Annotated in this window: 13 protein-coding genes; 3 read left to right on the top strand and 10 right to left on the bottom strand. The window is 71.0% G+C overall.

Going from position 1 to position 14,825, the window contains the following annotated elements; all coding sequences use genetic code 11:
• Window positions 1-279: 279 nt before the first annotated feature.
• The 3 genes from ABZ719_RS31410 to thyX all read right to left on the bottom strand — a co-directional run bounded on the left by ABZ719_RS31410 (window position 280) and on the right by thyX (window position 4,035).
• Window positions 280-1,965, bottom strand: coding sequence for a ribonuclease J (locus ABZ719_RS31410; RefSeq protein WP_366728546.1), 1,686 nt, complete (start codon window positions 1,963-1,965; stop codon window positions 280-282).
• 195 nt (window positions 1,966-2,160) lie between these two features.
• A complete protein-coding gene (gene dapA / locus ABZ719_RS31405) occupies window positions 2,161-3,060 on the bottom strand; it encodes a 4-hydroxy-tetrahydrodipicolinate synthase (protein WP_037861968.1) in 900 nt (299 codons plus the stop codon).
• A gap of 234 nt (window positions 3,061-3,294) precedes the next feature.
• The gene (gene thyX / locus ABZ719_RS31400; RefSeq protein WP_366728545.1) at window positions 3,295-4,035 is read right to left on the bottom strand and encodes an FAD-dependent thymidylate synthase; all 741 of its coding nucleotides are present in this window, start codon (window positions 4,033-4,035) and stop codon (window positions 3,295-3,297) included.
• 234 nt (window positions 4,036-4,269) lie between these two features.
• Here thyX and ABZ719_RS31395 point away from each other — a divergent pair, with 234 nt between their 5' ends.
• Together ABZ719_RS31395 and ABZ719_RS31390 are read left to right on the top strand one after the other, a co-directional pair.
• Window positions 4,270-4,503 (top strand): hypothetical protein, encoded by a 234-nt coding sequence (locus tag ABZ719_RS31395; RefSeq protein ID WP_366728544.1) that lies wholly within the window; start codon window positions 4,270-4,272, stop codon window positions 4,501-4,503.
• A gap of 114 nt (window positions 4,504-4,617) precedes the next feature.
• Window positions 4,618-5,172 (top strand): phage holin family protein, encoded by a 555-nt coding sequence (locus ABZ719_RS31390; protein ID WP_366728543.1) that lies wholly within the window; start codon window positions 4,618-4,620, stop codon window positions 5,170-5,172.
• A 60-nt stretch (window positions 5,173-5,232) separates the two neighbouring features.
• On the opposite strand, the gene ABZ719_RS31385 is transcribed toward ABZ719_RS31390, so the two are convergent.
• From ABZ719_RS31385 to rpsO, 5 genes are all read right to left on the bottom strand, one after another.
• On the bottom strand, window positions 5,233-5,688 hold the full coding sequence (locus ABZ719_RS31385; RefSeq protein ID WP_366728542.1) for a hypothetical protein: 456 nt from the start codon (window positions 5,686-5,688) through the stop codon (window positions 5,233-5,235).
• Between the two features lie 11 nt (window positions 5,689-5,699).
• Window positions 5,700-6,452, bottom strand: coding sequence for a 4-hydroxy-tetrahydrodipicolinate reductase (gene dapB, locus ABZ719_RS31380; protein ID WP_366728541.1), 753 nt, complete (start codon window positions 6,450-6,452; stop codon window positions 5,700-5,702).
• A gap of 97 nt (window positions 6,453-6,549) precedes the next feature.
• The gene (locus tag ABZ719_RS31375; RefSeq protein ID WP_366728540.1) at window positions 6,550-7,929 is read right to left on the bottom strand and encodes a pitrilysin family protein; all 1,380 of its coding nucleotides are present in this window, start codon (window positions 7,927-7,929) and stop codon (window positions 6,550-6,552) included.
• Window positions 7,926-10,145, bottom strand: a complete 2,220-nt coding sequence (locus ABZ719_RS31370; protein ID WP_366728539.1) for a polyribonucleotide nucleotidyltransferase — start codon at window positions 10,143-10,145, stop codon at window positions 7,926-7,928. Before ABZ719_RS31370 ends, ABZ719_RS31375 begins: the two co-directional genes overlap by 4 nt.
• Before the next feature lie 419 nt (window positions 10,146-10,564).
• The gene (gene rpsO / locus ABZ719_RS31365) at window positions 10,565-10,852 is read right to left on the bottom strand and encodes a 30S ribosomal protein S15 (RefSeq protein ID WP_030177470.1); all 288 of its coding nucleotides are present in this window, start codon (window positions 10,850-10,852) and stop codon (window positions 10,565-10,567) included.
• Between the two features lie 282 nt (window positions 10,853-11,134).
• Between rpsO and ABZ719_RS31360 the strand changes: the two genes are divergently transcribed.
• Window positions 11,135-11,446: a DUF397 domain-containing protein gene (locus tag ABZ719_RS31360; protein WP_366728538.1), complete on the top strand. Its 312-nt coding sequence runs from the start codon at window positions 11,135-11,137 to the stop codon at window positions 11,444-11,446.
• A 60-nt stretch (window positions 11,447-11,506) separates the two neighbouring features.
• Here the strand turns inward: ABZ719_RS31360 and ABZ719_RS31355 are convergent, their stop codons facing one another.
• Window positions 11,507-13,012, bottom strand: coding sequence for a PQQ-binding-like beta-propeller repeat protein (locus ABZ719_RS31355; RefSeq protein WP_366728537.1), 1,506 nt, complete (start codon window positions 13,010-13,012; stop codon window positions 11,507-11,509).
• A gap of 127 nt (window positions 13,013-13,139) precedes the next feature.
• Window positions 13,140-14,654 (bottom strand): type VII secretion integral membrane protein EccD, encoded by a 1,515-nt coding sequence (gene eccD / locus ABZ719_RS31350; RefSeq protein WP_366728536.1) that lies wholly within the window; start codon window positions 14,652-14,654, stop codon window positions 13,140-13,142.
• Window positions 14,655-14,825 lie beyond the last annotated feature (171 nt).

Here is a 14,825-nt window from a genome sequence, read left to right as displayed (position 1 = left end):
CGACTCTATCAGATCTTTCCGATCCGATTTCCTCGGTGCTTTCCAGGTTCCCGCTCCGCTTTCGCTTCGCGTTTCCCTTTCCGGCGGTTCCGACTTTATCAGAAGTTCTGAGTCGGATTTTCCACCTCTCCGGGAACGTCCTCCGGTACGCACGAAGTGCGCCGGGTTCCCGTCCTGGCGGAGCCGTAAACGTACTGGAGCGGGGCGCCTCGATGCAAATCGAGGCGCCCCGCCACCAGTTCGCGCGTACGAGCTGCCGTAGGACAGTCGTACGGTCCGTCAGACCTCCACCACGACCGGGAGGATCATCGGCCGGCGCCGGTAGGTGTCCGAGACCCACTTGCCCAGCGTGCGGCGGATGAGCTGCTGCAGCTGGTGGGAGTCGGCGATGCCTTCCTGGGCGGACTTCTCCAGGGACTCCGCGATCTTCGGGATGACCGCACCGAACGCCGAGTCCTCGATGCCCGAGCCGCGGGCCTGGATGTGCGGGCCGCCGGTGACCTTGCCGGTCGTGGAGTCGACCACCACGAACACCGAGATGATGCCCTCGTCCCCGAGGATCTTGCGGTCCTTCAGGGCGGGCTCGCCCACGTCGCCGACGGAGAGCCCGTCGACGTAGACGTAACCGGCCTGGACCTTGCCGGAGATCTTGGCCTTGCCCTCGACGAGGTCGACGGTCACGCCGTCCTCCGCGATGACGATCCGGTCGTGCGGGACGCCGGTCATCGCGCCCAGTTCGGCGTTGGCGCGCAGGTGGCGCCATTCGCCGTGGACCGGCATCAGGTTCCTGGGCCGGCAGATGTTGTAGAAGTACAGCAGTTCGCCGGCCGAGGCGTGGCCCGAGACGTGCACCTTGGCGTTGCCCTTGTGGACGACGTCGGCGCCCCAGCGGGTCAGGCCGTTGATGACCCGGTACACCGCGTTCTCGTTGCCGGGGATCAGCGAGGAGGCCAGGATCACCGTGTCGCCCTCGACGATGCGGATCTGGTGGTCCCGGTTGGCCATCCGGGAGAGGGCGGCCATCGGTTCGCCCTGCGAGCCGGTGCAGACCAGGACCACCTCGTGGTCGGGCAGGTCGTCGAGCGTGCGGACGTCCACCACCAGGCCCGGCGGCACCTTCAGGTAGCCGAGGTCCCGGGCGATGCCCATGTTGCGGACCATGGAGCGGCCGACGAAGGCGACCCGGCGGCCGTACTCGTGGGCGGCGTCCAGGATCTGCTGGATGCGGTGGACGTGGCTGGCGAAGCTCGCCACGATGATCCGCTTGCGGGCGCCGGCGAAGACCTGGCGCAGCACACCGGAGATGTCCCGCTCGGGCGGGACGAATCCCGGCACCTCGGCGTTGGTGGAGTCCGCGAGGAGGAGGTCGATGCCCTCTTCGCTCAGCCGTGCGAACGCGTGCAGGTCGGTGAGCCGGCGGTCCAGCGGGAGCTGGTCCATCTTGAAGTCGCCGGTGTGGACCACCATGCCGGCGGGCGTGCGGATGGCGACGGCCAGCGCGTCCGGGATGGAGTGGTTGACCGCGACGAACTCGCAGTCGAAGGGCCCGATGCGCTCCCGGTTCCCCTCCACGACCTCGAGGGTGTAGGGGCGGATGCGGTGCTCCTGGAGCTTGGCCTCGATGAGCGCGAGGGTCAGCTTGGAGCCGATCAGGGGGATGTCCGGCTTCTCCCGCAGGAGGTAGGGGACGCCGCCGATGTGGTCCTCGTGGCCGTGCGTGAGGACGATGCCCTCGATGTCGTCGAGGCGGTCCCGGATGGACGAGAAGTCCGGCAGGATCAGGTCGATTCCGGGCTGCTCCTCCTCGGGGAAGAGCACTCCGCAGTCGACGATCAGCAGGCGTCCGCCGTACTCGAAGACCGTCATGTTGCGGCCGATCTCCCCGAGGCCGCCGAGCGGGGTGACGCGGAGGCCTCCGTCGGCGAGCGGCGGGGGCGGCGCGAGTTCAGGATGCGGATGACTCAAAAGACCCTCCTCACCACACACGCCACGTACCGGTGGGCACGTGGCGCGCGTGACGTTCGTGCAGAAGCAGTTGTCGTTGTGGGGTGCAGGCACCGGTGGCCTGCGGTGTCGTGCTTGTTCAGTTGTGGTGCCCGGTTCCCGGATGTGGTTCCGGGTGGAGCCGGGCGGTGCGAGGGATCTCGCGAAGTCTCGTTGTCAGAGCTGTACCCCGCCGGCGGCAAGATCGATCTTGAGCTGTTCGGTCTCCTCGGGTGCCAGCTCGACCATGGGCAGCCGCAGCGGCCCGCCGGGCAGGCCCCGCAGGGCGAGCGCGGCCTTGGTGGTCATGACGCCCTGGGTGCGGAACATGCCGGTGTAGACGGGCAGCAGCTTCTGGTGGATCTCGGTGGCCTTCTGCACGTCACCGGAGGTGTAGGCCTCGATGAGAGCGCGCAGGTCGGGGGTGACGAGGTGGCCGACGACCGAGACGAAGCCGACCGCGCCGACCGAGAGCAGCGGCAGGTTCAGCATGTCGTCGCCGGAGTACCAGGCGAGGCCGGAGCGGGCGATGGCCCAGCTCGCGCGGCCGAGGTCGCCCTTGGCGTCCTTGTTGGCGACGATCCTGGGGTGCTCGGCGAGGCGGACGATCGTCTCCGTGTTGATCGGGACGCCGCTGCGGCCGGGGATGTCGTAGAGCATGACGGGCAGGCCGGTCGCGTCGGCGACGGCCGTGAAGTGCCGGTACAGGCCCTCCTGCGGAGGCTTGTTGTAGTACGGCGTGACGGTCAGCAGGCCGTGCGCGCCGGCCTGCTCGGCGGCGCGGGCCAGTTCGATGCTGTGGTGGGTGTCGTTGGTGCCGACGCCGGCCACCACGTGGGCCCGGTCTCCGACGGCCGCCACGACCGCGCGTACCAGCTCCGATTTCTCCGCATCGCTCGTGGTGGGGGACTCGCCGGTGGTGCCGTTGACGACCAGGCCGTCGTTGCCTGCGTCCACCAGGTGGGCGGCGAGCCGCTGCGCGCCGTCGAGGTCGAGTGCGCCGTCCGCCGTGAAGGGCGTGACCATGGCGGTGAGGACCCGCCCGAAGGGGGTCTGCGGAGTCGAGGTCGGAGCCATGGGTAACACGCTACTCGTTGCTCAGGGCGGGGTCTGCCGTCGGGGCGGCCGACAAGTCGTGACAAAGGTGGAGCCCGGCACTGCCTGCTCGGGGGTTCAAGCAGTGCCGGGTCCGTTCGATCAGGCTAGATAACTTCCATAAATGCCGCAATACGGACACTTCGCAAGGCTGATCCGTACATCTGTCCCTGGTCCCGCCCCCGCGGCGGGACGGGGGCGTGCGCCGGACGGGGCCTACGGCGCGACCCGGCCGTTGGCGTTGAAGGCGGCGTGGGTGAGGGGCATGAGCTTCGCCCACTCGGCCTCCATCCGCTCACCGACCATCTCGATCTCCCGCTGCGGGAAGGACGGCACCTTGGCCAGTTCGTGCTGGGTGCGCAGGCCGAGGAAGTGCATCAGCGAGCGGGCGTTGCAGGTGGCGTACATGGAGGAGAACAGGCCGACGGGCAGGACCGCGCGGGCGACCTCGCGGGCGACGCCGGCGGCGAGCATCTCCTGGTAGGCCTCGTACGCCTGCCGGTAGGAGTCCTCCATGACCCGGCCGACCAGTTCCTGCTGGCCCTGGGTGCCCTCGACGAAGCGGTACTTGCCGGGGCGGCCCTCCTGGACGAGCTTGCGCGAGGCGTCGGGCACGTAGAAGACCGGCTGCAGCTCCCGGTAGCGGCCGGACTCCTCGTTGTAGGACCAGCCGACGCGGTGCCGCATGAACTCACGGAAGACGAAGATCGGCGCGCTGATGAGGAAGGTCATCGAGTTGTGCTCGAAGGGGCTGCCGTGCCGGTCCCGCATCAGGTAGTTGATCAGGCCCCGGGAGCGCTCCGGGTCCTTGTCCAGCTCGTCCAGGGACTGCTCGCCGATGGTCGAGACGCGGGCCGCGAAGAGCACGTCGGTGTCCGACGCGGTGTGCTTGACCAGCTCGACGGTGACATCGCTGCGGAAGCTCGGCTTCAGGTCGTCGGCGGGGGTGTCGGTCACGGTGCGGAGAGTCCCTTCCTTCACGTCTGACGGGCGGCGCCCACTCTACGTGGGCGGCCCCTGCCGTCCCCGTCCGCACTCGGGTCCCAGTCAATTTCCGGAAATGGGCACCTTTCGGGACACTCATGCGTCTGTATGAGTGAGACACGCCCGTTCGACCCCCGAACCGTTCGTTCCCGCGCTCCGAACCGTCCGGCCCGAACACTTTGACCCCGAAGGGAGCCGTACCCCGCCATGTTCCGTCGGCGTGAGCCCGTCCCGTTCGCCTTCGTCGCCGAGGCCGACCGGTTCCGCAGCAATGTCGCGCCCCCGCCCCGGCGGCGGGCGTCGGCGGCCCAGATAGCCGGGCGCTGTCTGCTGGGTCTGACCATCGTGGCGGGCCTCGTGGGCTCCCTGGTCGTGGGGATGCCCGCGCTGGCGACCACCCACTCCCCCACGCAGACGCAGCAGGCCTCGCACGGGCACTGACACAGGCGGCGAACGGCCCGGCCACTCACCTGGACCCCCGCGAGTGGTGAGCGACGACACAGCCGGATAGCCTCACCGGGCACAGCCCCCGCGTGGATTGAGTGAGGAACCGCCGTGCCCCTGCCCTTCCTGACGGCCGATCGCGCCTTCGACGCAGCGGACGACGTCGCGCTGCCGTTCGACGACCGGGAGCGCTGGCGGCGCCCCTACCGGCCCGGCCCCTGGCGGGTGGGCGTGGCCGCACTGGTGCTGCTGGTCGCCTCGTTCGTGCTGCTCTCGGCGGTCGTGATCGCGCTGACCGGCGCGGTGGCGGGCGGTGCGGCCTGTCTCGGCGTGGGTCTCGTCGTGGTCGCCGCGGCACTGCGGCTGCTGCGCATGGGCGTGTGGGTCGGGGCGCGCGGACTGCGGCACGTCGGCTTCCTGATCACGCGTACGACGCCGTGGGCACAGGTCGTCAGTGTGCGCACGGTGCAGCAGCCGGTGCGCTGGCTCGGTCTGCCGCGGACGGTGCAGGGCCAGGCGCTGCTGCTCGGTCGCCGGGGCCGGCCCCAGGAGTCCGCGCCGCCCCTGCTGACCACGCACAACGCCGACTTCCTGGGCCGCGTGACGGCGTTCGACCGCGCGGCGGACATGGTGGAGGCGTGGGCCGAGGAGTACCGGCCCCGCTGATCCGCGACCCGCCCCGGGCGTACGCGTCCGGGGCGGGCGGACGGTGATCCAGCGCCGTGCTCAGGCCGCCTGGACGGGCTTGCCGTCGTGCAGGGCGATCGCGCGCTGCATCGCCTTGCGGGCGCGAGGCGTGTCACGGGCGTCGTGGTAGGCGACGGCGAGGCGGAACCAGGTGCGCCAGTCGTCGGGGGCGTCCTCCGTCTCGGCCTTGCGGCGGGCGAAGACCTCGTCGGCCGAGTCCCGGTCGATGCGCCCGCTGGGCGTGCGCTCGAGTTCGTCGACGGGCAGGCCGCCCTCGGCGTCGAGTTCGGCGGCGAGCCGGTTGGCGTCGCGGACGAACTGGGTGTTCTTCCACAGGAACCACAGGCCGATCACCGGCAGGATCAGCACGGCGATCCCGAAGGTGACCGTCACGAACGTGCCGGACTCGATGAGCAGGACGCCACGGCTGCCGACCAGGACGAAGTAGAAGACGAGGACGGCGGCCGTGACGAGGTAGGTGATCTTCGCGCGCATGGGCTCGGGGCTCAGTTCAGGTCGAGGAAGTGCTCCAGGCCGAAGGTCAGGCCCGGAGTGGTCACCACGCGGCGCGCGCCGAGCAGGATGCCCGGCATGAAGCTGCTGTGGTGGAGCGAGTCGTGGCGGATGGTGAGCGTCTCGCCCTCGCCGCCCAGCAGGACCTCCTGGTGGGCGAGCAGGCCGCGCAGCCGCACCGCGTGCACCGGCACGCCGTCGACGTCGGCGCCGCGGGCGCCGTCCAGCGCGGTCGCGGTGGCGTCCGGCGCCGGGGCCGTACCGGCCTTGGCGCGGGCCTCGGCGATGAGCTGGGCGGTGCGCGTGGCCGTGCCGCTGGGGGCGTCGACCTTGTTGGGGTGGTGCAGCTCGACGACCTCGACGGACTCGAAGTACGGCGCGGCGAGCTGGGCGAACTTCATGGTGAGGACGGCCCCGATGGAGAAGTTCGGGGCGATGAGCACACCGGTGGACGGGGACCGGTCGAGCCAGCCCCTCAGCCGCGCGAGGCGGTCGTCGCTCCAGCCGGTGGTGCCGACCACGGCGTGGATGCCGTTGCGGACGCAGAAGTCGAGGTTGTCCATGACCGAGGCCGGAGTGGTCAGCTCGACGGCGACCTGGGCGCCGCTCTCGGTGAGGGTCTCCAGCCCGTCGCCCCGGCCGAGGGCGGCGACCAGCTCCATGTCCTCGGCGGCCTCCACCGCCCGTACGGCCTCCGAACCGATACGGCCCCGGGAACCGAGGACCGCCACGCGCAGCTTGCTCATCTCTTGCTTCCTTAAGACCGAGGGGGTTGCCGGCCGAAGTGTCACCGGCCGGGGGCGCCGCCGGCCGAGGCTGTCACGGCCGGGGCGCCCCGGGGGTTCACGCGACCGCGTCGTGCAGACGGGCGGCCTGCTTGTCCTTGAGCGGGCCGATGACCGACAGCGACGGGCGCTGTCCCAGGATGTCCCGGGCGACCTCGCGGACCTCGTCCGGGGTCACCGCGGCCATCCGGGCCAGCATGTCGTTGACGGAGATCTGCTCGCCCCAGCACAGCTCGCTCTTGCCGATACGGTTCATCAGCGCGCCGGTGTCCTCCAGCCCGAGGACGGTCGAGCCCTGGAGCTGGCCGATGGCGCGGCCGATCTCGTCGTCGGACAGGCCGTGCTCGGCGACGTGGTCGAGTTCCTCGCGGCAGATGCGCAGCACGTCGTGCACCTGGCTGGGCCGGCACCCGGCGTAGACGCCGAACAGGCCGCAGTCGGCGAAGCCCGAGGTGTAGGAGTACACGCTGTAGGCCAGGCCGCGCTTCTCCCGTACCTCCTGGAACAGCCGCGACGACATGCCGCCGCCGAGGGCGGTGTTCAGGACGCCGAGGGCCCAGCGGCGGTCGTCGGTGCGGGCGAGACCGGGCATGCCGAGGACGACGTGGGCCTGTTCCGTCTTCCTGTTCTGCAGTTCGACACGGCCCGCGGTGCGCAGGGCGCGCCGGCCGTCGCGCGGGGCGACGGGGACGGCCCCGCTGCTCCCGAGGGCGCCGGCCTTCTCGAAGGCGGCGCGGACCTGGCGCACGACCTTGGCGTGGTCGATGTTGCCGGCGCAGGCGACGACGAGGTGGGTCGGGTCGTAGTGCTTCTTGTAGAAGCGGCGGATGCGGTCGGCGGTGAGGGCGTTGACCGTGTCGACCGTGCCGAGGACCGGGCGGCCGAGGGGGTTGTCACCGAACATGGTGTGCGCGAACAGGTCGTGCACGCAGTCGCCGGGGTCGTCCTCGGTCATGGCGATCTCTTCGAGGATCGCGCCGCGCTCGACGTCGACGTCCTCCTCGCGGATCAGCGAGCCGGTGAGCATGTCGCAGACCACGTCGATGGCGAGCGGCAGGTCGGTGTCGAGCACGCGTGCGTAGTAGCACGTGTACTCCTTGGCCGTGAACGCGTTCATCTCGCCGCCGACGGCGTCCAGGGCGGCGGAGATGTCCAGGGCCGAGCGCCGTTCGGTGCCCTTGAAGAGCAGGTGTTCCAGGTAGTGCGTGGCACCGCCCAGCGAGCGGGTCTCGTCGCGGGAGCCGACGTGCGCCCAGATGCCGAAGGTGGCCGAGCGCACGGAGGGAAGGGTCTCGGTGACGATGCGCAGGCCGCCGGGAAGGGTGGTACGACGCACGGTGCCGATGCCGTTCGTGCCCTTGATCAGGGTTTGGGTACGGGCGACGGCCCGCGCCTCCGAGGAGGTGCGGGCCGTCGCCTTCAAGCCACGGGACGTCACTTGGCGGCGTCGTCCTTCTGCTCTTCCGCGTCCTCTTCGCCCTCGATCACGGGGACGAGGGAGAGCTTGCCGCGGGAGTCGATCTCGGCGATCTCGACCTGGACCTTCTGGCCCACGCCGAGCACGTCCTCGACGTTCTCCACGCGCTTGCCGCCGGCCAGCTTGCGGATCTGCGAGATGTGCAGCAGACCGTCCTTGCCCGGCAGCAGGGAGACGAAGGCGCCGAAGGTCGTCGTCTTCACGACCGTACCCAGGTAGCGCTCGCCGACCTCGGGCATCGTCGGGTTGGCGATGCCGTTGATCGTGGTGCGGGCGGCCTCGGCGGACGGGCCGTCGGCGGCACCGATGTAGATGGTGCCGTCGTCCTCGATGGTGATCTCGGCGCCGGTGTCCTCCTGGATCTGGTTGATCATCTTGCCCTTGGGGCCGATGACCTCACCGATCTTGTCCACGGGGATCTTGACGGTGATGATCCGCGGGGCGTTCGGGGACATCTCGTCCGGCGTGTCGATCGCTTCCATCATCACGTCGAGGATGTGGAGGCGGGCGTCACGGGCCTGCTTGAGGGCGGCGGCCAGGACGGAGGCGGGGATGCCGTCCAGCTTGGTGTCGAGCTGGAGGGCGGTGACGAACTCCTTGGTGCCGGCGACCTTGAAGTCCATGTCGCCGAAGGCGTCCTCCGCACCGAGGATGTCGGTGAGGGTGACGTAGTGCGTCTCGCCCTCGATCTCCTGGGAGATCAGGCCCATGGCGATACCGGCGACGGGGGCCTTCAGCGGCACACCGGCGTTCAGCAGCGACATGGTGGAGGCGCAGACCGAGCCCATGGACGTCGAGCCGTTGGAGCCGAGGGCCTCGGACACCTGACGGATCGCGTAGGGGAACTCCTCGCGGGTGGGCAGCACCGGCACGAGCGCGCGCTCGGCGAGGGCGCCGTGGCCGATCTCGCGGCGCTTGGGGGAGCCGACGCGGCCGGTCTCACCGGTGGAGTACGGCGGGAAGTTGTAGTTGTGCATGTAGCGCTTGCGGGTCACCGGGGAGAGGGTGTCCAGCTGCTGCTCCATGCGGAGCATGTTGAGGGTGGTGACGCCCAGGATCTGGGTCTCGCCACGCTCGAACAGCGCGGAGCCGTGCACCCGCGGGATGGCCTCGACCTCGGCGGCGAGCGTACGGATGTCCGTGACGCCGCGGCCGTCGATGCGCTTCTTCTCCTTGATGACGCGCTCGCGGACCAGCTGCTTGGTCAGCGCGCGGTACGCGGCGGAGATCTCCTTCTCGCGGCCCTCGAACTCGGGCAGCAGCTTCTCGGCGGCCAGGCCCTTGACGCGGTCCAGCTCGGCCTCGCGCTCCTGCTTGCCGGCGATGGTGAGCGCCTGGGCCAGCTCGGGGCGGACGGCGCCGGTGAGCGCCTCCAGGACGTCGTCCTGGTAGTCGAGGAAGATCGGGAACTCGCCGGTGGGCTTCGCGGCCTTGGCGGCGAGGTCCGACTGGGCCTTGCACAGCACCTTGATGAAGGGCTTGGCGGCCTCCAGACCGGCGGCGACGACCTCCTCGGTGGGGGCCTCGGCGCCGCCCTTGACCAGCTGGATGGTCTTCTCGGTGGCCTCGGCCTCGACCATCATGATCGCGACGTCGCCGTCCTCCAGGACACGGCCGGCGACGACCATGTCGAAGACGGCGTCCTCCAGCTCGCTGTGGGTCGGGAACGCGACCCACTGGCCGTTGATCAGCGCGACGCGGACGCCGCCGATCGGGCCGGAGAAGGGCAGGCCGGCCAGCTGCGTCGAGGCGGAGGCGGCGTTGATCGCGACCACGTCGTACAGGTGGTCGGGGTTGAGCGCCATGACCGTGCAGACGACCTGGATCTCGTTGCGCAGGCCCTTCTTGAAGGACGGGCGCAGCGGGCGGTCGATCAGGCGGCAGGTGAGGATCGCGTCCTCGCTGGGCCGGCCCTCGCGGCGGAAGAAGCTGCCGGGGATCTTGCCGGCGGCGTACATCCGCTCCTCGACGTCCACCGTGAGGGGGAAGAAGTCGAGCTGGTCCTTGGGGTTCTTCGAGGCGGTGGTCGCCGACAGCACCATGGTGTCGTCGTCCAGGTAGGCCACGGCGGAACCGGCGGCCTGCTTGGCCAGGCGGCCCGCCTCGAAGCGGATGGTGCGGGTGCCGAAGGAACCGTTGTCGATGACGGCTTCGGCGTAGTGGGTCTCGTTCTCCACCAGCGTTTTCTCCGTTACTTGTCGTCTTTCGTCCCGCCTCGCCCGTGTGGCGGGGGGACGGTGGCGGAGAAGCGCTCCGTCTGGTGCGGGCCGGTCTTCGATCGAAGCACCCGGGGCTCACATCGCCCGGGGGCCACTACCGAGGACCGGCGGCGGCGAGGTGCGCTCCTCCTCGTTCTGTGTGCGTGCTGGGCGCGTACGGATTCGTACCGCGCTTTCGCACGCGTATGCGTACTGTTCCGTACCGCGTTCCGTGCCGTACGTCGTGCGTCGTGCTACCACACTACAAAGCGTGAGTGACACTCCGCACGTTTCCGCCCGTCCGGCGGAGTTCTCCGTACCCGCGGCGCGTCACGCCGCACGTACGGCAAAGGGAGCGGCCCCCGATCCTGACCGGGAACCGCTCCCTTCACGGCGTCCTACTTGGCGCCCGCCGCACCGCGGCGGATGCCGAGGCGGTCGACCAGCGCACGGAAGCGCTGGATGTCCTTCTTCGCCAGGTACTGCAGCAGGCGACGGCGCTGACCGACCAGGATCAGCAGGCCACGACGGGAGTGGTGGTCGTGCTTGTGGGTCTTGAGGTGCTCGGTCAGGTCGGAGATCCGACGGGACAGCAGGGCGACCTGGACCTCGGGGGAGCCGGTGTCACCCTCCTTGGTACCGAACTCGCCGATGATCTGCTTCTTCGTAGCGGCGTCGAGCGACACGCGTACTCCTCATGGTCTGCAAGTGGCCACCGAGTGCCCCAGCTCTGTGTCTCTGGGGAGCTTCCGTGACTCGGGAGGCGGGGTCCGCTGGGCGCGATCTCCAGGGCCCGCAGGGTTGCCTGCGACGGCGCCGGGGGTGCGTACACAAACGGCCGTCGACCAGATTACCAGGCGGCGGCCGCCGCCCTTCACCCGGTTTCCCGAACGCCCCGCGCCGCGTGCCCCGGCCACTAGGGTGAGCGCTGGCACCGTGTACGTACGTCGGGAAGGGGTCGCTGCGAGATGGCGGAGACGGAAGCGGAGATCAAGGCACGCAAGGAGCGCGAGCGCGACGAACTGTACGCGCTCGACATCTCCGGTGTGGAGTGGCACTGCGCGCCGGGCACGGAGCAGCACGAGGAGCGCGTCGAGATCGCCTACCTGCCCGACGGTGCCGTGGCCATGCGGTCGTCCCTCGACCACGACACGGTGCTGCGGTACACCGAGGCGGAGTGGCGGGCGTTCGTGCTCGGGGCTCGCGACGGCGAGTTCGATCTGGAGCCCGCCGAGCACAACGGGGGGCTCGGGGCGGCGGCGGAGCAGCGGTCCGGCTGACGAACGGGGAGGGGCGGCGCGGGGTCGCGTGCCGCCCCTCCCCCTGTCCGGTGGGGCCGGTCAGTGCTGCGCGGCCGCGCTGCCGATGCCGAGGACGGCGTCCACCGGGTAGGTGGGGTGCTTGTCGTCGGCGGTCAGCTCACGCTTGGCGAAGTAGACCCGGCCCTGCGCGACCAGAATGTCCGAGTGCTCGATGTCGGCGAAGTCTCCCTCGTCGTCCGCCGGGAACCCGAAGAGGAGGAACGGTGTCTCCTTGCCGGTGCGCGGGTCCCACCTGGCGACCGAGGACGGCTCGATCTCGGAGTAGCTGCGCCGGAACACCAGCAGGCCGTCCCCGTCGGCCTGCACCGGGGTGAGCGGCTGCGAGGGCCGGGCGTCCAGCTTGCGGCCCGCCTTCCCGGTCGTGACGTCGAAGGCCACGATCCAGTTGGCCGCCTGGCGCAGCTCGGTGGTCTCCTTGCTGACCACGTACACCTGGTCGCGTCCGACGGCCACGCCGTCGCAGTACTCCACCGTCCCGAAGAACCCGGCGCCGAAGTCACGTTCGCCGCACTTGGGGTCGTAGCCGGTGAGGGAGATGGTGGCCAGGCGCTTGCCGGCGCCGTCGAGCGTGATCAGGTCGGTCACCGAGCTGTCGCCGGCGGCGACGGCGAGCACCGGCGGGTCGGCGGAGGGCAGGTAGACGTCCTCGACCCCGTTCGCCACCTTGTACGTCCACAGGGGCTTTCCGGTACGCGGGTCCAGCTTCTCGACCCGGTAGGTGGGGTTGGGCGACTGGGCGCCGCACTCTTCCAGGACCAGCAGGGCCCGGCCGCCCGCGAAGCCGTTGTCCTCGCAGGCGGAGACCGTCGTGCTGTTCCAGAGCTGCTTGCCGGTCTTCATGTCGTAGGCCACCGAACCGCCGCCCCAGGCGACGGCGACGACGCCCTTGGTCATGGTCAGGTTCGTGTTGGTCACGAAGGCGGAGGTGGCCGAGGGCATCTTCGCCTGCCACAGTTTCTTGCCGGTGTCGACGTCGAAGAAGACCACCTCGTCGCACACGCCGCGTTCCGCCATGGCGCCGGCCCTCTTGGGCTGGACGACGACCGCCGTACGGCCGTCCGCGGTGATGTGCTTGCTGGTGGCGCAGAGATGGCCGTCGAGACGCAGGGTGTAGGCCTTCTCCGGGCCGGTGGCCGCGGTGGTGAGACCCTCGATCCGGTCGGCCATGCCCTTGGCGAGCACCTTGTCCGTGGCCCAGGTGCCCGGCGCGTACCGGGGGTCGCCCTTGACCGTCTTGGCGAGGTCGCCCTCCCTGTACTCGACCAGCAGCCGGCCTTCGGGGGAAGCGGGGGTCTTCTCCGTCAGCTCCCGGATGTCGTCCGGGCTCTGTGCGGTGGCCGACGGCTTCGGGTCGGCGGATGCCCCGTCGCCGCCCATGGACGACAGGATCCAGCCGCCGACGCCGACGGCGGCGGCCACGACGACGGCCACGGCTCCCAGCGTCCGGATGCGGCGGCGTCTGCGGTTCTGGTCCGCGGCCAGGGCGGACTGGGTGTAGGCGGACGGTGGTGGGCCGAAGCTCACGCGAGGAGATCCCTTCGTACGGGGGCCTGTGCCCGGGCCGCCGGCCACCCCGGGGGGGCGGCGCGGGGCGTCCGGGCATGGAGCAGCGGGTGCGGCACGCGCGTGCCGCACCCACCGGACGGCCGGGTCAGCTGGTCATCGACCGGACGGTCGCGTACACGTCGAAGACGGCGAGGGCCAGGGGTACCAGTGTCAGCAGGACGAAGCCCTCGGCGATCTCCATGAAGCGGCCCCAGAACGGGCTGAGTCCGCTGCGCGGCACGATGAGGCCGATCGCGGTGACGACGGCGGCCGCCGCCGCGATCGCCGCGACGAGCCAGACGGTCCTGATGTCGAGGTCGCCGCGGTCGCCGCGCAGGGCCGCGGTGACGACCGCGTGCGGCGGGTCGAGCGCGAGTCCCAGCCCGAGCAGGACGAGTGCGCCGAGCCCCGCGGCCAGCACCGGGGCGACCTGGGCGGTGTAGCGGAAGAGCTGGGCCCGCGTCAGCAGGGCGAGCCCGGTGGCCAGGGCGAGCAGTTGGGCCCATACGTCGTGCGAGAAGCCGAGCACCGCCGACGCTCCGACGGCGGTGACCGCGCAGCCGCCGACCAGGCCGACGAGGAGTTCGTGGCCGCGGCGGGCCTGGGCGGCGATCCGCTCGGCGTCGACCGGTTCGGGGTCGGTGGCATCCGTGCCGTAGGCGGGGCGCGGGGCGGTGTCCGGCGGGTCGAAGCCGATCGGCAGCCGGGCGAAGCGCATCGACATGCCCGGCAGGAAGGCCAGGGCCCCGACTGCGGCCGGCGCGCACAGCGCCGCGGTCTGCGACGGCGTCCAGTGCGCGAGGATCGCCGCGAACACCGCGAGCGAGCTGATGGCGCCCGCGAGGACGAACGCGACGAAGGGCCCGTCCCCGCTCGGCGCGCACAGGGTGAGGACCACCGAGGCCAGCAGGACGGCCACGCAGGCCAGGAGGAACTGCAGCTTCCCGATGCCCTGGCCGTCTGCGAGCGGCAGCAGCCCCGACCCCGCGACGCCGGCGTTGGGCAGGGCGCCCAGCCCCAGGGCGACGGCCGAGGCGCGGTCGTCGTACACCCGGGCGCGTACGCAGGCGAGCACGAGCAGGAGCACTCCCGCCACCGCCGCGAGGACGCCCGGGAGGCTGTGCATGTCGTGGCGCGGGTCGGCGGTCCAGGCGACGAAGGCGAGCAGGGCGGGCAGCACGCCGGCGCCGACGAGCCCGGCGGCCCGCGTCAGGTCACCGCTCCACAGGGTGTGGTCGCGGGTCACCGCGGCGGCGACGGCGTCGGACACGTCGTCGAAGACGGCGGGGGGCAGGGAGTCGGAGAAGGGCCGCAGGGTGAGCAGTTCGCCGTCGAGAATGCGCTGGGCCGCGAACGAACGGGAGCTGTCGAGGACCGTGCCGTCCCTGCGCACGAGGTGGTAGCCGACGGGCGCGCCCTCGGCGGGGCTCTGCCGGGAGAGCCGGAGAATCTCCGGGTGGATGTCGGCGACCGGGATGTCGTCGGGCAGGGCCACGTCGATCCGGCTGTCGGGCGCGACGATGGTGACCCGGCAGAAGCCGAGCCCGGTCCCGGTCCCGGCGGGCACACCCGTGCCGGGGCCGCCCGCCCCGCCGGCCGTCGCGGAGGCCGTCATGCTCACCTGCTGCTCCCCCTCGGTGATGAATCTGCGTCAGTGGTGTGAAGGTCCCGCGGCGCGCTGTCCGCTCCGCGGCTCCGGCGAGGCACGGGGTACGGCGCAAGGGCTCCGCGGGGGCCGCCGACGGGACGGCATACCGCTCCACATGCCATGGAATGCCCCCGTTTTCCGGCC

The organism is Streptomyces sp. NPDC006743 (assembly GCF_040703815.1).
In the GTDB taxonomy this organism is placed as follows: Bacteria; Actinomycetota; Actinomycetes; order Streptomycetales; family Streptomycetaceae; genus Streptomyces.
Note: the sequence above shows the minus strand (reverse complement) of the source record. Positions and strands in the feature narration are given on the sequence as shown.

Bases quoted from the DNA above. Each gene is read 5' to 3' on its own strand.
- dapA (WP_037861968.1), bottom strand. From the start codon at position 3,060: ATGGCTCCGACCTCGACTCCGCAGACCCCCTTCGGGCGGGTCCTCACC.
- ABZ719_RS31395 (WP_366728544.1), top strand. From the start codon at position 4,270: ATGTTCCGTCGGCGTGAGCCCGTCCCGTTCGCCTTCGTCGCCGAGGCC.
- ABZ719_RS31385 (WP_366728542.1), bottom strand. From the start codon at position 5,688: ATGCGCGCGAAGATCACCTACCTCGTCACGGCCGCCGTCCTCGTCTTC.
- dapB (WP_366728541.1), bottom strand. From the start codon at position 6,452: ATGAGCAAGCTGCGCGTGGCGGTCCTCGGTTCCCGGGGCCGTATCGGT.
- ABZ719_RS31360 (WP_366728538.1), top strand. From the start codon at position 11,135: ATGGCGGAGACGGAAGCGGAGATCAAGGCACGCAAGGAGCGCGAGCGC.